At 61.7% G+C, this 22,619-nt stretch carries 19 protein-coding genes and 1 riboswitch; of the genes, 3 read left to right on the top strand and 16 right to left on the bottom strand.

The genetic code is table 11. The features are described from left to right. Positions 1 to 62: 62 nt before the first annotated feature. From I2H38_RS02345 to I2H38_RS02325, 5 genes are all read right to left on the bottom strand, one after another. Positions 63 to 884, bottom strand: coding sequence for an alpha/beta fold hydrolase (locus I2H38_RS02345; protein WP_196270179.1), 822 nt, complete (start codon positions 882 to 884; stop codon positions 63 to 65). 237 nt (positions 885 to 1,121) lie between these two features. Further along, positions 1,122 to 1,463 (bottom strand): DUF779 domain-containing protein, encoded by a 342-nt coding sequence (locus I2H38_RS02340; RefSeq protein WP_196270178.1) that lies wholly within the window; start codon positions 1,461 to 1,463, stop codon positions 1,122 to 1,124. Positions 1,464 to 1,511: 48 nt separating this feature from the next. Further along, on the bottom strand, positions 1,512 to 3,029 hold the full coding sequence (gene adh, locus I2H38_RS02335) for an aldehyde dehydrogenase (protein ID WP_196270177.1): 1,518 nt from the start codon (positions 3,027 to 3,029) through the stop codon (positions 1,512 to 1,514). Positions 3,030 to 3,147: 118 nt separating this feature from the next. Next, complete coding sequence (locus I2H38_RS02330) at positions 3,148 to 3,267, bottom strand: helix-turn-helix domain-containing protein (protein WP_196270176.1); 120 nt, start codon at positions 3,265 to 3,267, stop codon at positions 3,148 to 3,150. Next, positions 3,264 to 3,419, bottom strand: a complete 156-nt coding sequence (locus tag I2H38_RS02325) for a hypothetical protein (RefSeq protein ID WP_196270175.1) — start codon at positions 3,417 to 3,419, stop codon at positions 3,264 to 3,266. The genes I2H38_RS02330 and I2H38_RS02325 overlap by 4 nt, the downstream gene beginning before the upstream one ends. A 291-nt stretch (positions 3,420 to 3,710) precedes the next feature. On the opposite strand from I2H38_RS02325, the gene I2H38_RS02320 reads away from it, so the two are divergent. Continuing rightward, a complete protein-coding gene (locus I2H38_RS02320) occupies positions 3,711 to 4,310 on the top strand; it encodes a hypothetical protein (RefSeq protein ID WP_196270174.1) in 600 nt (199 codons plus the stop codon). A 92-nt stretch (positions 4,311 to 4,402) separates the two neighbouring features. Here the strand turns inward: I2H38_RS02320 and I2H38_RS02315 are convergent, their stop codons facing one another. Then, positions 4,403 to 4,768: a hypothetical protein gene (locus tag I2H38_RS02315; protein ID WP_196270173.1), complete on the bottom strand. Its 366-nt coding sequence runs from the start codon at positions 4,766 to 4,768 to the stop codon at positions 4,403 to 4,405. 39 nt (positions 4,769 to 4,807) lie between these two features. Beyond that, positions 4,808 to 4,915: riboswitch (SAM-I-IV-variant riboswitch) on the bottom strand. Between the two features lie 218 nt (positions 4,916 to 5,133). Here I2H38_RS02315 and I2H38_RS02310 point away from each other — a divergent pair. After that, positions 5,134 to 5,493: a hypothetical protein gene (locus tag I2H38_RS02310; protein ID WP_196270172.1), complete on the top strand. Its 360-nt coding sequence runs from the start codon at positions 5,134 to 5,136 to the stop codon at positions 5,491 to 5,493. Positions 5,494 to 5,525: 32 nt separating this feature from the next. Here I2H38_RS02310 and I2H38_RS02305 read toward each other — a convergent pair whose 3' ends face one another. From I2H38_RS02305 to I2H38_RS02290, 4 genes are read right to left on the bottom strand one after another with little or no spacing between them, the layout of a single operon-like run. Further along, the gene (locus I2H38_RS02305) at positions 5,526 to 6,959 is read right to left on the bottom strand and encodes an efflux transporter outer membrane subunit (protein ID WP_324617331.1); all 1,434 of its coding nucleotides are present in this window, start codon (positions 6,957 to 6,959) and stop codon (positions 5,526 to 5,528) included. Positions 6,960 to 7,004: 45 nt separating this feature from the next. Then, complete coding sequence (locus I2H38_RS02300) at positions 7,005 to 10,268, bottom strand: efflux RND transporter permease subunit (protein ID WP_196270171.1); 3,264 nt, start codon at positions 10,266 to 10,268, stop codon at positions 7,005 to 7,007. After that, a complete protein-coding gene (locus I2H38_RS02295; protein WP_196270170.1) occupies positions 10,265 to 13,375 on the bottom strand; it encodes an MdtB/MuxB family multidrug efflux RND transporter permease subunit in 3,111 nt (1,036 codons plus the stop codon). The genes I2H38_RS02300 and I2H38_RS02295 overlap by 4 nt, the downstream gene beginning before the upstream one ends. Further along, on the bottom strand, positions 13,372 to 14,682 hold the full coding sequence (locus tag I2H38_RS02290; protein WP_196270169.1) for an MdtA/MuxA family multidrug efflux RND transporter periplasmic adaptor subunit: 1,311 nt from the start codon (positions 14,680 to 14,682) through the stop codon (positions 13,372 to 13,374). Before I2H38_RS02290 ends, I2H38_RS02295 begins: the two co-directional genes overlap by 4 nt. 411 nt (positions 14,683 to 15,093) lie before the next feature. Between I2H38_RS02290 and I2H38_RS02285 the strand changes: the two genes are divergently transcribed. Beyond that, positions 15,094 to 16,515 (top strand): carbohydrate porin, encoded by a 1,422-nt coding sequence (locus tag I2H38_RS02285; RefSeq protein ID WP_196270168.1) that lies wholly within the window; start codon positions 15,094 to 15,096, stop codon positions 16,513 to 16,515. Between the two features lie 83 nt (positions 16,516 to 16,598). Here the strand turns inward: I2H38_RS02285 and I2H38_RS02280 are convergent, their stop codons facing one another. The 6 genes from I2H38_RS02280 to I2H38_RS02255 all read right to left on the bottom strand — a co-directional run bounded on the left by I2H38_RS02280 (position 16,599) and on the right by I2H38_RS02255 (position 22,619). Further along, positions 16,599 to 16,913 carry a DUF4387 domain-containing protein gene (locus I2H38_RS02280; protein WP_210324644.1) on the bottom strand — a complete coding sequence of 105 codons (315 nt, stop codon included), beginning with the start codon at positions 16,911 to 16,913 and terminating at the stop codon, positions 16,599 to 16,601. Between the two features lie 10 nt (positions 16,914 to 16,923). Further along, a complete protein-coding gene (locus tag I2H38_RS02275) occupies positions 16,924 to 18,282 on the bottom strand; it encodes an acyclic terpene utilization AtuA family protein (RefSeq protein ID WP_196270167.1) in 1,359 nt (452 codons plus the stop codon). Between the two features lie 286 nt (positions 18,283 to 18,568). Beyond that, entirely contained in the window at positions 18,569 to 19,552 is a 984-nt protein-coding gene (locus I2H38_RS02270) for a sigma-54 interaction domain-containing protein (RefSeq protein WP_196270166.1), read from the bottom strand. Positions 19,553 to 19,567: 15 nt separating this feature from the next. Continuing rightward, on the bottom strand, positions 19,568 to 20,641 hold the full coding sequence (locus tag I2H38_RS02265) for a C45 family autoproteolytic acyltransferase/hydolase (RefSeq protein WP_196270165.1): 1,074 nt from the start codon (positions 20,639 to 20,641) through the stop codon (positions 19,568 to 19,570). Next, positions 20,641 to 21,633 (bottom strand): ABC transporter ATP-binding protein, encoded by a 993-nt coding sequence (locus tag I2H38_RS02260; protein WP_196270164.1) that lies wholly within the window; start codon positions 21,631 to 21,633, stop codon positions 20,641 to 20,643. Before I2H38_RS02260 ends, I2H38_RS02265 begins: the two co-directional genes overlap by 1 nt. Continuing rightward, positions 21,630 to 22,619 carry an ABC transporter ATP-binding protein gene (locus I2H38_RS02255; RefSeq protein WP_229426497.1) on the bottom strand — a complete coding sequence of 330 codons (990 nt, stop codon included), beginning with the start codon at positions 22,617 to 22,619 and terminating at the stop codon, positions 21,630 to 21,632. Before I2H38_RS02255 ends, I2H38_RS02260 begins: the two co-directional genes overlap by 4 nt.

The following is a 22,619-nucleotide window of genomic DNA, read 5'->3' as shown; positions in this document are numbered from 1 at the left end:
ATTGGCTTTCGCCTATGTAAGGCATAATGGCGCGTCTTGCCCAGGCGTTCGCCGCAGGCGTGTCATGCCTTTATGAAAGACAGGAGCTCCGCGTTCACCTGGTCCTTGAGTGTGGAACACATGCCGTGCGGCGCTCCCTTATAGACCTTCAACTGTGCGTTCTTGATCAGCTTGGAGGAGAGCATGGCCGCCGTCCCGATAGGGACAATCTGATCGTCATCGCCATGGAGAATGAGCGTCGGCACGTCGAATTTCTTCAGGTCCTCGGTGAAGTCCGTCTCGGAAAAGGCCTTGATGCAATCGAACACGGCATTGAACCCTGCCACCATGCCTTGAAGCCAGAATGAATCCCGCAAGCCCTGCGACACCTTGGCGCCCGGCCTGTTCGCGCCATAGAAGGGCGCGCTGAGGTCCTTGAAGAACTGGGAGCGGTCGGCCAGAACATTAGCGCGAATATCGTCGAACACTTCCATCGGCACGCCGTCAGGATTGGTCGCCGATTTCAGCATGACCGGCGGCACGGCGCTAATCAGAACCGCCTTTGCGACGCGCTTCGCGCCGTGACGGCCGATATAGCGCGCCACTTCACCGCCACCGGTGGAATGCCCCACATGGATCGCGTTCTTCAGGTCGAGCGCCTCGACGAGCGCCGCGAGGTCGTCCGCATAGGTGTCCATGTCATTGCCGTTCCAGGGCTGGCCCGAGCGGCCATGGCCACGGCGATCATGCGCGATGCAACGGTATCCGCGCGCGCCGAGAAACAGCATCTGGTCTTCCCAGGCATCCGCGCTCAACGGCCAGCCGTGGCTGAAGACGACGGGCTGCCCCGTGCCCCAATCCTTATAATAGATCTTCGTCCCATCCTTCGTCTTGATGTTCGGCATGTCGCGCGCTCCTCGGGGCCCTGACGAATGGAATCGCGGGAGGCTCATCCGAGATCGCCGTTACGGCGCGCGCTCCTGCGGCTGTCGAACGGCTTCGCCACGTTCGAGGCCACAGCCGCTCGTTGACAGTGGACTATCTGGAGCGAGCGCTGTTTGCGGCAACAACTCTGCGGTGGCAATGGAGGAGGAGGAGAGCGGCGAGCAGGTCCTTCGACGCGCGGCGAAAGCTGCCGCGCATCAGGTCTTCGGCATGAGGCGGGATCTCGTGAGGAAACGCCGTTCGCGGCCATTGTCGAGGGAAAACATGCCGCCGCGTCCTGGCACGACGTCCAGGATCAACTGGGTATGTCGCCAAGCCTCGAACTGGGACTCGCTGATATAGACCGGGACATCGGAGATCGTGCCAAGCAGCACGTCCCGGTCGCCGACGATGAAGTCACCTTGTGGGTAGCACATCGGAGAGGAGCCGTCGCAGCATCCTCCCGATTGGTGGAACAGGATCGGGCCGTGATCGGCCTTGATCTCCTCGATCAACGCCAATGCCGCCGGTGTCGCCTCGACCCGCACAGGTTCCGTCATGGTGCTGCTCCGGTTTAAGGCGCGGGCCGGAGCCCGCGCCGTAAATCATTAGAAGAAGCCGAGTTTCTTCGGGCTGTAGCTGACCAGCATGTTCTTGGTCTGCTGGTAATGGTCGAGCATCATGCGATGGTTCTCACGGCCGATTCCTGATTGCTTGTAGCCGCCGAACGCCGCATGCGCGGGATAGGCGTGGTAGCAATTGGTCCAGACGCGCCCCGCCTTGATCGCACGGCCAAAGCGATAGCACCGGTTCGCCTCGCGGCTCCACACGCCGGCGCCGAGGCCGTAGAGCGTGTCGTTGGCGATGTGCAACGCCTCGTCATCATCCTTGAAGGTCGTGACCGAGACCACGGGGCCGAAGATCTCCTCCTGGAACACGCGCATCTTGTTGTGCCCACGCAGGACGGTCGGCTTCACATAGTACCCTCCGGCGAGATCGCCCGGCAGATTATTACGCTCGCCACCGGTGAGCACTTCCGCACCTTCCTGACGGCCGATATCGAAATAGCTCAGGATCTTTTCGAGCTGCTCGGAAGATGCCTGCGCACCGATCATGGTAGCGGGGTTGAGCGGATCGCCTTGGACGATTGCGTCGACACGCTTGAGCGCCCGCTCCATGAAGCGGTCGTAGATGCTCTCATGAATCAGCGCGCGGCTGGGACACGTGCAGACCTCACCCTGATTGAGCGCGAACATGACGAAGCCTTCGATAGCCTTGTCGAAATAGTCGTCATCCTCGTTGGCCACGTCCTTGAAGAAGATGTTCGGCGATTTGCCACCGAGTTCAAGAGTGACGGGGATCAGGTTCTGGCTGGCATATTGCATGATCAGGCGGCCAGTCGTGGTCTCGCCCGTGAACGCGATCTTCGCGATGCGCGGGCTCGATGCCAGAGGCTTGCCTGCCTCGAGACCGAAACCGTTGACGATGTTGAGAACGCCCGGCGGCAGAAGATCACCGATCAACTCTGCCCAGACGAGGATCGAGGCGGGTGTCTGCTCGGCCGGCTTGATCACGACGCAATTGCCGGCGGCCAACGCGGGAGCGAGCTTCCAACAGGCCATCAGCAGCGGGAAGTTCCAGGGGATGATCTGACCCACGACCCCGAGCGGTTCATGGAAATGGTAAGCGATGGTGTCGTGGTCGATCTCCGAAATTCCACCTTCCTGTGCGCGGATGCAGCCTGCGAAATAGCGGAAATGGTCGATGGCGAGCGGCACGTCGGCGGCGGTCGTCTCGCGGATCGGCTTGCCATTGTCCCAGGTCTCGGCCTCGGCAAGCATCGCGAGATTGTCTTCCATGCGCTGCGCGATGGCGTTCAGGATCACGCCGCGCTCGGCCGGGCTGGTGCGCCCCCAGGCATCCTTGGCGGCGTGCGCCGCATCGAGGGCGCGCTCCACGTCAGCGGCTTCGGAACGAGCGATCTCGCAAAGAACCTGACCATTGACGGGGGAAGTGTTCTCAAAATACCGGCCGCTGGCGGGTTCGACCCATTGCCCGCCGATATAGTTGCCGTACTTGGCCTTGAATTTCGGCTGCACGACCCGCGTAAATTCCGGCTTGTTCATCGTTTCCTCCTGATCGCGCCGTCAAGCGGCGTCTCAGGAGCAGAATTGGCGCGGCATCGGCACTTGTCATCGCCTGCCCATGTGGGAACTTCGAGAAAGTGTCTCAGATCTGTGACACTTACTTGCGCCGAATGCCCAGGCGCTTCATTTTGCGGTGCAGCGTGGCGCGGCTGACATGGAGCGCCGCAGCCGCCTCGGACACATTGCCCCTGGCGCGAACCAGCGCCCGGCCGCTCAAGGTCCGAGGTGGACGGGATTCGAGGGGGGGGCGAGCCCGTACCGCGTGAGAGACCGCTGCGAGGAAGCGGCAACGACCGAGCGCGCCGGCATGGACCGTTCCAGCACTTGCGCGATGCGCGCGGCGTGACCGTCTCCGAGGGACAAACCCATGGCAATTTCCTCGCCGTCGTCCTCATTGCTTGAACAAATGATGCACAAATCGGGGGCCCACCCAACCTCTCCTTTGGGGGCATCCTCCCTGAGGCGGCTTGGCGCGACCGAGCTGAAGCACCTGCACGAGCGCCTCTTAGACTTGATGATCGCCGTTCACCGGGTCTAAAGGACGCAAGAACTCTGCCGCATCCGTCGGCGTAAGGATATGGATCGACCGCGCCATCTTGCGTGGCGCATGGACGGATAGGCTGTCAGGTGACGATGACCCCTCTTAACAGGAAGAGGCCCATGGAATCGGGCGGCTCCGAAATTTCATCACTGAGGATAACGACACCTCCCGATGTCGAAGCCTTGATCCGCGAACTGAGCGCCCGCATCGCCCACGCCAGAACAGCAACCGCGACGCTTCAGGTCTGGTGTGAGGAACACGGTCTCTCGCAGGGACCGATCACAGCCAAGCGCCTTCACGAGGACCGAACGTCAACCATCGGCGACGAACAGCTCCCGGAACTCGGCGCTCTGCCTGACGAGTCTATCTGCCATCGGCGCGTTCAACTCGTCCGTGGTGGCCTGCCTCTCGTCGAGGCGGACAACTGGTTCATGCCCAGCCGCCTGCCGCCCGAAATGAGAGGCATCCTGGAGACGACCGATCTTCCTTTCGGGGTGGTTATCGCGCCGCTCAACCCCTCTCGCCGCACCTGTTCTATTCGCTTCCGCGCTCCGGGTGACGGTCGACGCGGTGAAACATCTCTCGCGGCGCACGGCGATGAGCCATGGAGTCCTGAAACGATCCTGGAGCACCGGGCTGTCGTCATCAGCGGACGAGGCATCCCGCTGGCGGTGGTGCGAGAGTACTTTCGGGCGGAGCTGGTCTCATTCGCTCATTAGACCGCGCCGCTGCGAATGCTGGCTGGCGGCCTGAGCGGCCTTCACGCCCGTCATGCCCCCCCGGGAGAGGCAGTCCTCCCCGATTCTGACGTTTACGCCGCCGTCCTGCTGAGGACCTGCGCAACGCTGGAGAGCCCATCGCCTCGTTGATGTCGCATTTGGTCGTCGAGCATCCGTAGGGCCTTGTCCCGGCCCTTATCCACACATGCCCCCTCGAGCGTCGCTTCGAGATACACAAGAGCGCGACGGGAGGACGGATCTTGGGCGACCCGGTAAATGTGCGTCCAGGGTTCCGGCGAAAGCCCTGGGCGAGGCGGGCGTCCACGATGGACGACGACATAGAGTGAGGATGGCTCGGCTCGACCGAAGCGGCTCTTCCAGGCGCAGTTGCCAACAAAGAGAACTTGGTTGTCGGATCCCACGATCAGCGGCAGATAGGGCTCGCTGCCTTCCGGCATCAGTCGACTCCTTCAAGATGAGCAGACTGGCGCAGTGGCAGGATACCGTTTGGTTGCCGGTTCGGCCACATCCTCCCTCGCGGAAGCACCACCTTGCTCGGTAAGCAGGTTGGCGTTGGACCAAAGGCCCAACTCTTGATGTGCTGTCAGTCATAGCGCGACGGTTGGCGTTCTTCAACCCGGAAACGTCGACAATCACCGCATCGCGATCAGACCTCGCTTTACCAAGCGTGCCTGCGGGCAGTCCTCCTGTCTTTCCCTTTGACCATGCTCGGGGCGTCCTTGTGCCGCTATACCGGTGCTTGCGGCGCCGTTTTCACACCTCACGTTATGGCAAGAGAGGGTTTTGTGAACGGAGACTGGCCATGAAACTGAGCCTGTTGCGGATCGGTTTCGTCATGATCGGCTTGAGCGTTTTATCAGGAATCGCACTCGCTCACGGTGGCGGGGGCGGTGGCGGGGGCGGTGGTGGAGGCGGCGGCGGCCATTCAGGCGGGGGTGGGGGTGGGGGTTCCCATTCAGGCGGTGGCGGCGGGGGCTCCCATTCAGGCGGCGGCTTTGGACGCGGCGGTCCCGAACACGGGGAATTCTCCGGTGGAGAGCGCCATGACCGGGTATCCCATTTCCGTGGGGAGTTTCTGCAAAATGCCGAGCCGGGCGACCAATGCTACGCGGTTACACCGTATTACTACGGCTATTACTGGACCTATCAATGTGACCGATAGGTTGGGGAAAAGCCTCTTGATCGTGTCGCGGATCAGCTTCTCAAATTTGGGCCTGCACGCTCCGGCCAACCGCCGCCGAGCGCCTGATAGAGGCTGATGATCGCCTGCAGGCGCGCCAGCTTTACTTGAACGAGGGTGCTCTCCGCGGTGAAGAGCGTCTGCTGTGTCTGCAGCGTCGTGATGAGATTGACCGTGCCGGCACGAAGCTGCGCTTCCGACAGCGCGAAGGCCTGACGCGAAGCTCTGACAACCTCCTGCTGCAGGCGCTCCTGTATGGAGGTCTGCTCGATGGCGATAAGCGCTTTCTCGACATCTGAAAAAGCCGAGATCACAGCTTTGCGATAGCTCTGCAGAAATTGGAGTTGCACGCCCCGCGCTTGATCGAGTTGTCCTTGCAGGAGAAAGCCGTCGAAGATCGGCTGAGTCAGGTTGGCGGCGAGCGTGTAGTACCAAGCCCCCGGTGTAAAAAGCGTCTTCAGGGCGCTGCTCTGGAACCCGCCGAGGCCGGTGAGCTGAATCGTTGGAAAGAACGCGGCGCGGGCGCTCTCGACGCTGAAATTCGAGGAAGCCAGTTGCACCTCGGCCTGCCGGACGTCAGGACGCCGCACCAGCAATTCCGAGGGCAGGCCTGGCGTCACGCGCGGGATCGCGAGACCTGACAGGCTCCCGCCCTTGAGTTTGAACCGCTCTGGTGGAAGTCCGAGGAGAACTCCCAGAGCCACCGTGTTCTGGCGCAGCGTGATCTCCAGCGGAGGGATCGTCGCGCGCTGGATTCCGACAAGGCTCTCCTGCTGGGATACCTCGAGCTGCGACGTGGTTCCGGCGTTGAATTGCTGTTTGACCAGATCGAGAATGCGCTCGGCTGAGGCCACGTTTTGACGCGCGATGCGCAGGCTGTCCTGGGCGGCGAGAACTTGAAAATAAGTGTTGGCGACAGTGCTCGCGGTGGTCAGGGCAACCACGTCCCTGTTGTATCGGCTGGCGACGGCGGTTTCCGTCGCGGCCAGCGTCGCCGACTGGTTCTTACCCCAGAAGTCGAGCGTATAGCTGGCATTGATCGCGACGTTGTAGACCGATGATACCGGCGAGATGGTTGAACCGACCGTTCTGGAACCTCTGACGGCTACGGATTGCCGCATTTCCTCGGCATCCCCGGCAAAGCCGATGCTCGGAAAGAGCGGAGCGCCCGCAATTCGAACTTGCGCATCGGCCTGCAGAATCTGGGCAACCGCCACCGCGATGTCGAGATTGGCGTTCTGCGCCTCCTCCATCAGGGCGGAGAGTTCGGACGATCGGAAACCGCGCCACCAGCCGAAGACCGGAAGCGCGGCCTCCGGATCGCCGCGCGCAGCGCTATACTTGGCAGGGACATCAAGAGCGGGATCTGGATGTTCGGACCCGACGAGGCAGCCGGACAGCATGAGTGTCAGGCCAGAGCCCACAATGGCACGAACCAGACTATGCACTCACAGGCCTCCCCCGCCCTCCGCGTGGAGGCATTAGTCGAAGACTCAGGCGTACGCCCCCGTTAGGCGCCGCCAGACCGAGATATACCACGCCCCCAGACGGTCAAGATAAACATAAATCACGGGGGTCGTGTAGAGCGTCAGCATCTGGCTGACGATCAATCCCCCGACAATGGCGATTCCGAGGGGCTGCCGCAGTTCCCCACCCTCTCCGAGCCCCAGTGCGAGGGGCAAAGCGCCGAGCATGGCCGCCATCGTGGTCATCATGATGGGCCTGAAACGGAGCCGGCAGGCTTCGTAGATGGCGTCCTGGGCCGACAAGGCCCGCTGGCGCTGAGCGTCGAGGGCGAAATCGATCATCATGATCGCATTCTTCTTGACGATGCCGATCAGGAGAATCACCCCGATCAGGGCCATGATGTTGAACTCCATGCGGAAGACCAGCAGGGCCAGGACCGCCCCCAACCCTGCTGAGGGCAAGGTCGAGAGAATCGTGATCGGGTGGATGTAGCTCTCGTACAGGATGCCAAGGACGATATAGACGGCGATAATCGCCGCCAGGATCAGATAGGGCTCGTTGGCGACGGATTCCTCGAAGACCCTGGCGGTGCCCTGAAAACTGCCGTGGATGGACGCGGGCACGCCGATGCGGGACATGGCCGCGCCAATGGCGGCCGTCGCATTGCTGAGCGACACGCCCGGCGCCAGGTTGAACGAGATCGTCGTTGCCACGAAGAGCCCCTGGTGGTTGACCGCCAACGGCGTATGTCCCGGCCCGAAATGGGTGAACGCGCTCAACGGCACCATGGTCTCCGGGCTCGTGCTCACGGCGGAACCGGTCGATGCGAAACCACGGCCCGTGTTGGCGAGCTCGTTCGTGGCCTGGTTGCGCGCCGCGTCCGAGGCGACGGCTGCAGCGCCGGTTGGCTTTCCTTTTCCCTGGACCGTCCCCGCCACGGCATTCGTGCCCTGCACACCGCCGACCGATCCTCCGGAGGTGCTGACGTAGATATTCTTGAGTGTCTCCGGGCTCTGCCAAAATTCGGGCGCGACCTCCATCACCACATGGTACTGATTGAGGGGGTTGTAGATCGTCGCCACCTGTCGCTGCCCGAAGGCGTTGTAGAGGGTATTGTCGATTTGATTCGTATTGATCCCGAACCGGGCAGCGGTCGCTCGGTCGATGACGAGTGCGGTCTCCAGTCCTTTGTCCTGTTGGTCGGTGTTGACGTCGCTCAATTGCGGCAGGCCCTGCATGGCCCTCAACGCGCGCGGCGCCCAAGCGTTGAGGACAGACAGGTCATCGGACTGAAGCGTGTATTGGTATTGCGCATTGGTCTGACGGCCACCGACGCGAATATCCTGGACCGCCTGCAGAAACAGGGATGCTCCCGGCACCTGCGATGCCTGTCCCCGCAGGCGCGCTACGACCTGATCCGCGGAGACGTCGCGCTCGGAGCGTGGCTTCAGCGAGATGAAAAGAAAGCCGGAATTCGTTTGTCCGCCGCCGGTGAACCCGGCCACGCTTTCAACGGCCGGATCCTTGCGCACAATCGCGCTGAACTGCTCGAATTTCTGCCGCATGAGCTGAAAGGAAATACTCTGGTCCGCCTGGATTCCTCCGATCACGCGGCCGGTATCCTGCTGTGGAAAGAAGCCTTTGGGGATGGCGACGAACAAGTACCCGTTCAGGCAGATGACGGCGAGGAGCACCAGTGCCAGCAGCGGCTGATGACGGAGCGACCAGGCCAGGCTTCGGCCATAGCCATTCAGCATGGCGTTGAAAAATCCCTCGCTGATCCGATAGAGACGCCCGTGCCGTTCGCCTTGCGAGCGCTTCAGCAGCAGCGAGCACATCATCGGCGTCGTCGCCAGCGAGACCGCAAGCGACAGGAGCACGGCCACCGAAAGCGTGACTGCGAATTCGCGAAAGAGCCTGCCTACGATTCCTCCCATAAGGAGGATGGGGATGAACACGGCGACGAGCGACACGCTCATGGACAATACCGTGAAGCCGACCTCCCCCGCGCCGACGATTGCGGCCTGCATGCGCGACATGCCGGCCTCGACATGGCGCGAGATGTTCTCGAGAACGACGATCGCATCATCGACGACGAAACCTGTAGCAACCGTCAGCGCCATCAGCGACAGGTTGTCGAGGCTGTAGCCGAGGAGGTACATCACGGCGAAGGTACCAACCAGCGAGACCGGAACCGCCACCGTCGGTACCAGTGCCGCGCGTACGTTACGTAGGAACGCGAAAACCACGATGATGACCAGAACGGTCGAGAGCACGAGCGTTCGCTCGACGTCTCGCAAGGAACCGCGAATGGTCGTCGATCGGTCGACTGCCAGGCCGATGTCGATGGCTGGCGAGATCGACGCGCGCAGTTCGGGCAACAGCGCCTTGACCCTGTCGACGGTGTCGATGATGTTCGCCCCCGGTTGCCGATAAAGGATGACGACAACGGACGGCTTGCCGTTGAATAGCCCGGCGTTGCGAATGTTTTCTACAGAATCGACCACCTCACCAACGTCGGACAGGCGAACCGGCGCTCCATTGCGATAGGCAATGACGAGGGACCGATATTGGTCGGCGATGCGGGCCTGGTCATTACTGTAAATCTGGTAACGCCGGTCGCCAACCTCGATGGCGCCCTTTGGACTGTGGGCATTGGCCGAGGCCAGCGCCGCGCGCACGTCCTCCAGGCCGATCTGGTATTTGAAGAGCGCTGTTGGATTGAGTTCGACCCGGACCGCAGGGAGCGAGCCTCCCCCCACGGCCACCTCGCCGATGCCGCTGACCTGCGACAATTTCTGCGACAGGATGGTGCTCGCGGCATCATAGAGATTGCCGGTCCGCATCGTGTCGGATGTCAATGCGAGAATGAGGATCGGCGCTTCGGCCGGATTCACTTTGCGGTATGTTGGATTGCTCCGCAGTTCTGTCGGCAGGTCCGCCCGCGCGGCGTTGATGGCGGCTTGCACATCCCGGGCCGCCCCGTTGATGTCGCGATTGAGGCCGAACTGGAGCGTGATGCGGGTTGAGCCAACGGTCGACGAGGAAGTCATCTCGGTCACGTCGGCGATCTTGCCGAGATGGGATTCGAGCGGTGTCGCGACGGTCGCGGCAACGATTTCCGGACTCGCGCCCGGCAAAAGCGCTTGCACGGAAATGGTCGGAAAATCGACCTGCGGCAGCGGGGAAACAGGCAACTGGAAAAAAGCGACAGCGCCCGCCGCTGCGACTCCGAAGGTCAACAAGATTGTCGCAACGGGGCGCCGGATAAAGGGCGTCGAGAGGCTCATGGCGCGGCGCTCCCCGCATCGAGGTTGCGCTCGCTGGCGGGCGCAAACCGCGCAGCCACGCGCTCGAACCACAGATAGATCACAGGCGTCGTGAACAGCGTGAGCACCTGGCTCACCAACAGGCCGCCGACGATCGAAATGCCGAGCGGGTGGCGCAACTCCGAACCGGCCCCAGTGCCGAGCATCAGCGGCAAGGCTCCGAGGATCGCCGCCATGGTCGTCATCAAAATGGGGCGGAATCGCAGCAGGCAGGCCTGAAAGATCGCCTCACGCGGATTTTTGCCTTCGTTCCGCTGGGCGTCGAGCGCGAAGTCGATCATCATGATGGCATTCTTTTTCACGATGCCGATCAACAGAATGATGCCGATGATGGCGATAACCGTCAGATCCTGACCGACCGCGATCAAAGCAAGCAGCGCACCGATCCCCGCCGAGGGAAGCGTCGAGAGGATGGTGATGGGATGAACGAAACTCTCATAAAGCACACCCAGAACGATATAAACCGTGACGATCGCCGCGAGAATCAGCAGAAGCTCGTTGGAAAGAGCCGATTGGAAAGCCAGTGCCGCGCCTTGGAAGCGGGGAATCATGCTTTGTGGCAGATTGATCTCCGCCTGCGCTTGTTTGATCGCGGTCACCGCCTCACCGAGCGATGCGCCTGGGGCCACATTGAACGAGATGATAGCCGCCGGAAATTGACCAAGATGATCGATCCGCAACGGAGCTGTTTCTTCCCTGACGTGAGCGATGACCGACAGAGGCACCTGGCCGTTGCCGGTGGAGGACGGCAAATAGATCGATGAGAAGGTTTGCAGAGACGACTGAAACTCCGGGTCCGCCTCCAGGATCACGCGGTACTGGTTCGAGCTGGTGAAAATCGTCGAGACGATGCGCTGTCCGAACGCATCGTAGAGAGCATTGTCCACGGTTGCGGGCGTAATGCCGAAGCGGCTCGCGGTATCCCTGTCGATGTCGACGAATGCCGACAACCCATCGCTGCCGATGTCACTTGTCACGTCAGCCAACTGGGGCAAGCTCCTGAGCTTTTCCAGCAATCGGGGCGTCCACTCGGCAAGTTCGTCGGGGTTGGCGTCTTCCACTGCGAATTGGTATTGCCCGCGGCTGACAATCGTATCGATCGTCAGATCCTGCACGGGTTGCAGGTAAAGCGTGATGCCGGAGACAGTCGCAGTGACATTCTTCAGGCGGTCGATGATCGTGCTGACGGTGTCCGCGCGCTGATCGTGCGGCTTGAGGTTGATCAGCAGCCGGCCGCTCGTCAGGGTCATATTCGTGCCATCGACGCCGATGAAGGAGGACAAGCTTTCCACGTCAGGATCGGTCAGAATCGCCACCGCAAGGGCCTGCTGCCGCTCGGCCATCGCCGCGTAGGACGTGGACGGCGGCGCCTCCGAAATGCCCTGGATCACTCCCGTGTCCTGCAAGGGGAAAAAGCCCTTCGGAATCTCGACATAGAGCACGACGGTGAGCACCAAGGTCCCCACGGCCACGAACAGGGTGGCGACCTGGCGATTCAGCACCCAGTTGAGCGCCCGCCCGTACGCGGCGACCAGTCGATCGAAGGATTCCCGGCTCACGCGCTGGAGGGCGTTTTCATGGACCTCCGAACGCGGCTTGAGCAATCTGGCGCACGCCATGGGCACAAGTGTCAGGGACACAACGGCCGAGATCAGAATCGTCACCGCGAGCGTGACTGCAAACTCACGAAAGAGCCTGCCGACGACATCACCCATGAAAAGGAGCGGGATCAGCACCGCGATGAGAGAAAGCGTTAGCGAAATGATGGTGAAGCCGACCTGCTCCGTGCCGCGCAAGGCTGCCTCGAGAGGCGAGAGTCCCTTCTCGATATAGCGGGCGATATTCTCGATCACGACGATGGCGTCGTCCACGACGAAGCCGGTCGCAATGGTGAGCGCCATCAACGAGAGGTTATTGAGGCTGAAACCCAAAAGGTACATGGCGCCGAAAGTGCCGACGAGGGAGAGCGGCACCGACAGGCTGGGAATGATCGTCGCCCGCGCACTCCGCAGAAAGACGAAGATCACGAGGACGACGAGCAGAACGGACAGCGTGAGTTCGAACTCCACATCGCGAACCGACGCGCGGATGGTAACGGTACGATCGGTGAGAACCGCGACATCGATTGCCGGAGGGAGGGCCTCCTGCAAGCGGGGCAACAGCGCTTTGATGCGATCGGCGACTTCGATGACGTTCGCCCCGGGCTGGCGCTGAATGTTGAGGATAATGGCGGGAGTGGTGTTCATCCACGCGCCAAGCTTGTTGTTCTGCACGCCGTCGATCACATCGGCGACATCGACAAGCCGGACCGGCGAACCGTTGCGGTAGGCGATGACGAGATTTTTGTAATCGTCGGCGTTTTCCAGTTGATCGTTGGCGTTGATCGTGTAGGCGCGCATCGGCCCATCGAAGCCGCCTTTGGGCAGGTTTACATTGGCGTTCGCGAGTGTCGTGCGCAGGTCATCGATATTGAGACCGTAAGCCGCCAACTTTCGAATATCGGCCTGAACCCGAACCGCAGGACGCTGCCCTCCGCTGATGCTCACTAGGCCGACGCCGGGAAGCTGCGATATCTTCTGCGCCAGGCGCGTTTCCGCGAAATCCTGAACCTGTGGCAAGGGCAACGTCTTCGACGTCAGCGCGAGAGTCAGGATCGGCGCATCCGCTGGATTGACCTTCGCGTAAATCGGCGGTGCCGGGAGGTCGGACGGAAGCAAATTCCCAGCGGCATTAATGGCCGCCTGCACCTCCTGCTCGGCAATGTCGAGGCTAATGTCGAGACCGAACTGCAGGGAAATGACGGAAGCGCCTGCCGAGCTGACGGAACTCATCTGATTGAGGCTCGGCATCTGGCCGAGTTGGACCTCAAGCGGCGCGGTCACCGAGGAAGCCATCACATCCGGGCTGGCTCCGGGGTAGAACGTCTGAACCTGGATGGTCGGATAATCGACTTCCGGCAAAGCCGCCAAGGGCAGGAACTGAAAGGCGACGATGCCGGAAAGCATGATCGCGAGCATCAGGAGCGTGGTGGCGACTGGACGCAGGATGAAGAGGCGGAATGGGCTCATCTCTTGCTGCTCCGTGCCGGGGCAGGTGTCGGCACGGGACCCGGTGCCGGGGCCGGAGCGGTTGTCTGCGCGGGTACTGGAACGGACGACTGTGCCGGAGCAGGTACCGTTTGTTGACTTCGCAAACTGACCTTGGCGCCTGGGCGAAGCTTATCGGCGCCATCGATAACGACCTGATCACCCGCAGCAAGGCCGCGTCGTACAGCGATGTGGCCGCTGTCGCTGGGGCCAATGTCGACCGGGCGAACCGAGACTGTATCGTCGGACCCGATGAGGTAAACGTAGGTCCCCGGCACACCACGCTGGATCGCCGCACTCGGCACCACGATCACGTCTTTCAAAACGTCGACCAGAAGGCGCACATTGACGAACTGGTTGGGGAACAGCGTTTCGTCCGTATTGGCGAACTGCGCTCGTAACTTCACCGTGCCCGTGGTGGTGTCGATCTGGTTGTCGACCGTCATCAACGCGCCCGTTGCAAGCTGCGTCAGACCGTTGCGGCTAAACGCGGTTACGGCGAGCGTCGCGCCGGAACGCAGCCGTTTGACCACATCCGGCAAATTGTCTTCAGGCAATGTGAAGATGACCGTAATGGGCTGCAATTGGGTGATCACGACGATCCCGTTGGAATCTCCCGGTGTCACGTAGTTCCCTTCGTCCACCTGGCGAAGCCCGACGCGACCGCTGACAGGTGCGACGATATGGCAATAGGTGATGTTGAGCTTTGCCGTGTTGATCTGGGCCAGGTCAGCGGCCACTGTCCCCTCATACTGGTGCACCAATGCCTGCTGGGTATCGAGCTGTTGCCGCGGGATCGCATTCGCGGTGGCAAGTTTCTGATAACGGGCTAGGTCAAGCTGTGCGTCCTGGAGCAGCGCCTGATCGCGCACGAGCGCGCCCTGCGCCTGTTGCAATGCCAATTCATATGGGCGGGAATCGATCTCAGCCAGAAGATCGCCTCGATTGACGACCTGTCCTTCCTTGAAGGCAATCCGCACCAGTTGGCCGCTGATCTGTGTCCTGATCGTAACGGTAGCCAATGATGTGACAGTGCCGAGAGCGCCTAAAGTGACGTCGATGTTGCCCGTCTGAGCCGTCGCGGCAACAACGGATACTGGCCCCCCGCCAGCACTCCTGACCGGGGTCGGGGTCGTTGTCAGGCGAGTTTGCAACCACCATGCGAGAGCGGCACCGACCATTGCGATGAGGACAATCCGCAAAAGCCAATTTGCTTTGCGCTTCTCCAGCGTCGCGCTTGAACGCTCGTGAAGTGTCTCTCGGAGATCATCTGGTACCTGATTGTCCATGTCTCTCCCTTCGAACGGACAAGCGAGACTTAACAACCAAGACGCGGGCAAATATCGCTTTGCCGATACCGAGATGCCAACGCACTCAAATGAGTGGGCTGACAATGACGATACAAATAAAACTCACCCCTCTTGCTTCAAGAGTGCGCGCTTGGCTTGGCTGTGATGACGTTCATCAACCGGCGGCCCCGATAAGCCGAGTAATTCACTTGTGATGAAGGGGCCGAAGTTTTCACGCTCGAGAAGACACGTTGCGAGATCATCAGGGAGCGGATGGCCTCATTCAAACAGTCCTTACGCATTGCAAATTAGCGGCATATTTTCTTCGAAAGGCTGGAAACCGATCCGAAGAACACTAGCTTGACCATGCCATCTATCCTCTCCTCAATGAAAGCAGCTCGAGGCAAGGCGATGAGAGCATCGTCCGTAAGCGTCATCTGGCTTCTGCTCGGAGCGGTCAGTATCGGCGCTCCGGCCTTTGCGGCTGGGAATGAAAGCGGCGGCAAAGGCGACCAGCAGGCGCAAGAGACGTCGGAAAATCCGCCCGCTCCCCCCTCGCCTCCCTCGATCGCGAGCTCGCTCGGAGGCCGTGGAGACACTCGCAGCGCTCTTGAACGGGCCGGGATCACCTATAGCTTCACCTATATCGGCGAAGGTCTGGGCGCAGTAACCGGGGGCCTGCGCAAAGGCACCATCTACGAAGGCAATCTTCAGGGCGTCCTCGATGCCGATCTCGATAAGCTCTTAGGCTGGTCCGGTGCGAGCCTCCACGCCACCTTCTATCAGATTCATGGCCGTGGGTTATCGCGCTTCTATATCGGCAACCTCATGCCGGTAAGCGGGATCGAAGCTCTGCCATCGACCCGGCTTTACGAACTATGGCTCGAACAGAAATTCGCCGGGGATAAGGTCGCGCTTCGCGCAGGGCAACTCGGCGCCGATACCGAGTTTCTGGTGAGCCAGTATGGGACTCTGTTTTTGAACGCCACCTTCGGGTGGCCCGCTATTGCGATGATCGATCTGCCGAGCGGTGGGCCATCCTATCCGCTCGCGACGCCGGGCGTTCGGTTCAAGATCACTCCGACAGATAATCTGACAATTCTCGCTGCCGTGTTCGACGGCAACCCTGCCGGACCCGGACCCGGCGACCCGCAGCGCCGAAACCATACCGGACTTGCGTTTCGGACCTCGGATCCGGCCTTCCTGATAGGCGAAATCCAATATGCGTATAATCAGGGCAAGGACGCCCCTGGATTGCCCGGTACGATCAAGTTTGGCGGTTGGCACCATTTCGGAAGCTTCGCCGACCAGCGATATGACATCGGCGGGTTGCCCCTGGCGGACCCGAGGAGCTCCGGCCTTCCAAACCAGCTGCGGGGCAATGACGGCCTTTATGCCGTTATCGATCAAATGGTCTATCGCACCTCTGGAACCGATCAGGGGATCGGCGCCTTTGCCCGCATCTCGGCATCGCCGTCCGACCGCAACCTGATCAGCTTTTACGCAGATGGCGGATTGACGTGGAAAGGAATGATCCCCGGCCGCGAGGATGACACCTTCGGCCTGAGCTTCGCCTATTCCCGCATCTCCAACGGGGCGCGCGGGTTCGATCAGGACATCAATTTCTTCACCGATAGCGCCCGGTCGGTCCGTACCAGCGAAGCCGTGATCGAAGTGACCTATCAAGCCCAGATCGTTCCCGGCTGGACGATACAGCCCGATTTCCAATATGTCTTTCGTCCAGGCGGCAATGCGTCGAACCCGCGCGATCCGACCGGCGCCCGGATCAAGGACGCCGCCATCTTCGGCCTCAGAACGACCATCCGCTATTGACCGTCTCCGGCTCGGCGGCGCTGGTGCGGCGGCGCCATTTTCCGGTCTTCCGCCGCACCGCCCCCACTAGGACCGCACCTAGGCTAGATGTCGATCCTAATATCCAGAAGAGGCGCGTATTGTTGCGCGCCGAAGATGTCAGAGTCACCCGCGCTGCCGCTCGGCCGAAGACGATACAGCGTGAACTTGATGGCGCAGGCCGGATCGTACTCGACAAAGTCGGCGATGCGGCTTTGCTCGATCCCGTAGAGCGTGGCGACCGTCTCTGGCGTGATCGCCTTGCTCCTTCGGACCTGATCGTAAACGTCTCGATCCGTGAAGATGATGTCGAAGGTGATCTTGTCGACACCAGCGTTCTTGCTGCGAATGGTCTTTGCGAGGTCCGACAGCTTTTTCATGATGATGTCCTCAGGCGCCGATGGTGACGGTGTGGGTGGGGAAGAGTTCGAGCGGGTCGTCGACCGCAAGCGTGTGGTTGACGGTCCAGCGATAGGCCGGTGAGGCCTTCAGAACCTCGTCGAGGACAAAGGCCACGCCGCCAGCCGTGCCCTTCACTTCGGGCAGGCGCGCGTAGAACATCTGGCGCGTTCCGGTCATGCAGACCTCCTCCGCCATCTCCGTCGTCCCGGCGACGCCTTGCACGACGACACAGAGTTCGTGGCCGGGAGCCTTCACCGTTTCCAGATCGCCCATCACGCCGTTCTTGCCGAAAACGTTGTAGTACAGCTCGTAGCCGGATGCGCCGAAGCGCTCGACCACCTGCTCCTTGGCCCAGTCGATGACCTTGTCGATATTGGCGATCGTGTAAGGATCGCGCACCGAGGCGATGCCGACGAAGCGCTCGCCGACCTTACCCGCGCCTTCGAGCTTGACGCGAACGCGCTCGGCGGGCTCGAAGCGCTGTCCCGTCACGCGAGTCGTGCGCGGATCGATCTGCTCGTAATGGCAGTCGCGCATGTCGAGACGGCCGCCCGCGACGAACTCGTCATAGGGATTGGACCGCTCATACATGGCGTGGCCGGCCACCGAGGCGATCGTGCAGCGCTGATCGGGATGCATGGCCGTCACCGTCACGCCAGACCCATTCACGGCGCCGAGCACAGTCTCCTTGGCGCCGTAAGGCTCAGCGCAGAACGAGGCGCATTCGAGCACCTTTCCGAGATAATAGGCGTCCGCCTCGCTTGCCCCACGATGGAGCGCGGCGGCCGCGAAGATCGCGCAATCGCTTGAGCGGCCGCCGATGATGACGTCGCAGTTCTCTTCCAGAAGCTTGCGGAAGGGGTGAACCCCGGCCATGGCGACGATCCGGTCCGTGGCGTCGAGTTCGGCCTCATCGAGCGCGTCGCGGCCATCGAGCCCGAGCACCGGCTCGTCGCTTCCGATGGCCTTCCGCACACGCTCCTTGTCCACCTCGGAATAGAAATAACCGAGTTTAAAGGGCGCAAGGCCATGCTTCTTTGCAACCTCGCGGATGATCTCCACATAGCGGTCGACGCGGCTGTTCGTGCCCGTGTCGCCGGATGATCCAATGATCATGGGCACGCCGATCCGGCGCGAGGCCAGAAGCATGGCCTCGAGATCCTGCCGCTGCCATGCCTCGGGCGATGTCGAGGTGTCCGACCCCAAGGGGACTGGACCGATATCGTCACTTCCGGAATCGGCCGCGATGAAATCCGGTCCCGCCTCGACGCCGCGCAGGAAGCTGTCTGGTTTGAGCGGAGCAAAACCCAAATGACCGTTTGGGCAGATGATTTTGATGGACGACATGGAAGGCATTTCCCCGGTAGGCGTCATGAAGTGGCGACCCGGTCTGAGCAAATTCCATGCCAATGGCCAAACGAACCCATAAGTTACTGTAATAAAATCAAAATTACGGGACGTGGAAAGCAAATAACCGCCGCGTCTTTCGGGCGTAGGCGCGTTCCACGCATGGACGCGCGGGATACGCGCATGACGACGTCCTTCCGCGGATGAAATACCGGTTCGCCCGTCGAGGCATCGCGACAGGACGGTTTCGCGAGCGACGTCCGATCCCCATGAGATCGCGCTCGCTTCAGGCGATGTCGAGCTTCAGCATCTGGTGGCGCAGGGCGTGGCGGGACAGCCCCAGCCGCGCCGCCGCCTCGGTGAGATTGCCGTTCGTCACAGTGAGCGCATGGCGGATGAGCTTGATCTGAAACGATGCGGTCGCCTCGTAGTAGTCGAGAGGCCCCTTGTCGACCGCATCGGCGTTCTCGCTGGGTTGCGCCGCCTTTTCGGCCTCCTTCACATCACGCAGGATGCGGGCGGGCAGATGCCGGAGCAGGATCGTGTTTTCATCTTCGAGAATGAAAATGCGTTCCAGAAGGTTCTCGAGTTCACGAACATTTCCCGGCCAGCGATAGCGCCGAAAGACATCGACGACCTCGGGATCGAGCCCTCGGATGACGCGGCCGTACCGGCTGCTCAGGCGTCGGAGGAAATGATCGGTGAGGACGAAAATGTCATCGCCCCGCTCCCGCAGAGGCGGCGCGTTAATGGCGACGATCTGCAGGCGATAGTAAAGGTCCTCGCGAAACCGTCCCGCATTGACCTCCGACAGCAGGATGCGGTTCGTCGCGGCGATGAAACGAACATCGACTTCGACAGGGGTGACGGCTCCGACCCGCCGCAGGCGCTGCGTATCGAGCAGCGTCAGCATTTTCGCCTGCATGACAAGATTCATATCCCGGATCTCGTCGAGAAAGATCGAACCTCCATTGGCGGATTCGATCAAGCCTGGTTTGCGCGCGACCGCCCCCGTGAACGCCCCCTTCTCATGCCCGAACAACTCGGACTCGAGCAGCTGATCTGGAATGGCTGCGCAGTTCACATCGATGAATTGCTGGGAGGCCCGGACGGATTGCTGGTGCACGAGGCGTGCGATCAGGCCCTTTCCGGTTCCGGTTTCACCATAGATGAGGACGGCGCGGGCCGCGCTCTTCGCAACGCGCTCGATCAGCCGTCTCACCTCGACGACTGAGCTGTGTTCGCCGATCAGGCCCGCTTCATACGCCACACTCTTCAATCCCGCTTAGGGCCGGCACTCGTAGGAATTCCACTCGCCGGCACAAGGTTCGCGGGATGAAAAGTAGAGGCGAAGTTCGGCAGGCGCAAATATGGCGCACGAGATCGTCCGCGAATCCCCATCCTCGCCGTGGCGGCACAGGGCTTCCTCGCCGTCGTCATGATGCCCCCCCATGAGCGCGGCAACCTCGGCAAGGGTCGGACCGCCGGCCCTCGCCTCCAGCCACATTCGAAGACGCTTGTAACGCCCCTTGGTGCTTCTCCCCATCGGGCCGTCTTCTGTCGAAGGCCCTTCCGGCGCCCGCTCGGGGCATAGAAAATGGTTCGTTCGCACCACATAAGGGGTGCTTATCTGGGCAGATTGGGTCCGGTGTCCCAGCTCGACTGCCGCACAAGAGCCCGACGCGTCGGCCATGACGATCGCGCCCCCTCCCGCATGCGGCGTGTCCGCTATGACCCGCAAGGCCTCTTCCACGGTGCGGCAATTCCATAGAAGGCGTGTCATGAGGAAGTATCGCAACAGCCCAGGGCCATGATCGCGCGTCGCGACGTGAGTATCGACGAGAGCGAAGCCTCGCGCGTTCATCCCGCTGGAAAACGCGCCGGGGCTTCCGAGGCTTCCCACGCAGAGAACCGCCTTGCCGGGCCGGTCAGGGTCGCGGTGGAGAAAGACCCGCTGCAGCGCGGCGTGCTCCCCGCGATAATCACGGTTCTTGACGAGGATCGGGCCGGCCGAGGCCGATGCGGTCCAGCTCCAGGCAGAACAGCCATCCGTCGCGAAATCAGCGAGAATTCCCAAGTGGAGATAGGCGAGGATGGTGTCGAAAGGGCGCTCGAAGCCATCGGCCAGCCCCGCGACCTCCGCGGCCGATTCAGGATCGAGGGTCTCAAGAAGTCGTGACTGCTCAAGGAGAAAAGCACGGACAGACGGCTTTTCCAGTAATGGCGCTGCCCGCGCGAGACGCGTATCGATGGCGCTTTGCACCGCCGCGATCAGCGGTTCTCCACACAGAGCCTGCGCCCGCCCCCGCGCGTAGGCGTCGCCGACAAGCAGGATCGGGTCGGCTGGATCGATGTGCATCACGCCTGCTCCAGATGGCAGGCGACCATCCCCTGGCCTGCCACCTTGCGAAGAGCAGGCGTTTCCTGACGGCATCGTTCGACAGCGAAGGGGCAGCGCGTGTGAAACTTGCAGCCCGGCGGTGGCGCAAGCGGTGAAGGCAGATCGCCCGAGAGTTTCACCCGCTCGCGCTTGGGCCCGGCATCGATTTGCGGCACCGCCGACAGCAGAGCCCTGGTGTAAGGATGCTGCGGTGCGCGCAAAAGCTCGCGGGCAGGCCCGATCTCCACGATATCGCCTAGATACATCACGGCAATCCGGTCGCTCACGTGACCGATCACGCCGATGTCGTGCGAGATGAACAGATAAGTCAGCCCCAGCTCGCGCTTGAGGGACCCCAGAAGCGCAATGATCTGCGCCTGGACCGATACGTCGAGCGCGGAGACCGGCTCGTCGCAGACGACGAAGCTCGGGTTGAGGATCAGCGCCCTCGCGATTCCGATGCGTTGGCGTTGGCCGCCGGAGAACTGGTGCGGAAACCGGCCGAGATGCGAGCTTTTCAGACCGACGCTTTCGAGCATCGCGACCACCCGGTCGCGGATCTCACTGCGCTGCGCGATGCGATGGAGTGACAGCGGCAGCCCCACAATCTCCTCCACCGATTTGCGCGGATTGAGCGAGGCATACGGGTCCTGAAAGATGATCTGCATGCGGCGGCGCAGGGCCGTCATTTCGCGATGGGGCAGTTTCGTGATGTCGCGGCCATCGAAGGTGATGCTGCCGGAGGTCGGTTCGTGCAGGCGCAAAACCGTCCGGGCGAGGGTGGACTTGCCGCACCCGGATTCGCCGATGAGGCCGAGCGTCTCGCCGGCGTTGACGGAGAAGCTCACCTTGTCCACGGCGCGCAGGTTCAGCGCCGGCTGACGGGCGATCCGCTGCAGCAAGCCGCTGTTGAGATGATAGACCTTTTCGAGATTCCTGACGTCGAGGAGAGGAGACTGCGTCTCATTCATTGCAGGCTCTCCTCCACGCGAACACACCGCACTTGATGATCTAGTCCCGCCGCTTCCATCGGAATGTCGGTTCGGCATCGGGAGGCCCTGAAATCGCAGCGATCGTAGAAGCGGCAAGTTCCACCGAGGCCGATGAGTTCGGGCACCTGCCCCTCGATCGGCTTGATCGGCGCATCGAGATCCGAGAGACGTGGGATCAGGCCGATGAGCCCGCGCGTATAGGGGTGGCGCGGCCGGTCGATGAGCTCCCGTGTCACACCGGCCTCGACGATCTGCCCGGCATACATGACCGCCACCCGGTCCGTGTGCTCGGCCACGATGCCGAGATCGTGCGTGATGAGCACCACGCTCATTCCCAATTCGCGCCGCAGATCGCTGATGAGATCGAGCACCTGGGCCTGGATGGTCACATCAAGGGCGGTCGTCGGCTCATCCGCGATCAGGAGCTTCGGGCGGCAGGACAAGGCAATGGCGATCATGATGCGCTGGCGCATTCCGCCCGAGAACTGGTGCGGATAATCGTCAATCCGTTTGTCGGGGGCGGGAATCCCCACGAGCCGCAGCATCTCGATGGCCCGCGCGCGCGCCGCGTCCCGGCGGCCTCGGCGAGGCAGGTCGGTGGCATGCGCGAGCAGCACTTCCTCGATCTGTTCCGCCACCGTGAGCGCAGGATTGAGCGCGGTGAGCGCGTCCTGCATGGTCATGGCGATGTCGCGTCCGCGCAAAGTCCGCCAGCCGTCCGCGTTCAAGCCTCGAAGATCGATGCCGTCGAACTGCATCGAGCCGTCGGCCACATAGCCCGGTGAGCGCACCAGACCGATCACGCTGGCAAAGGTCACGCTCTTGCCCGACCCGCTCTCACCGACAATGCCGAGGCATTCGCCGGGATAAACATCAAGATCGACCCCGTCGACGGCCGTCACCAGACCGGCGCGTGTGGGAAAGCAGGTCTTGAGACCACGTATGGAGAGAAGAGGCGTTGACAT

Origin of the sequence: Microvirga alba (assembly GCF_015694465.1) — a bacterium.
In the GTDB taxonomy this organism is placed as follows: Bacteria; Pseudomonadota; Alphaproteobacteria; order Rhizobiales; family Beijerinckiaceae; genus Microvirga; species Microvirga alba.
Note: the sequence above shows the minus strand (reverse complement) of the source record. Positions and strands in the feature narration are given on the sequence as shown.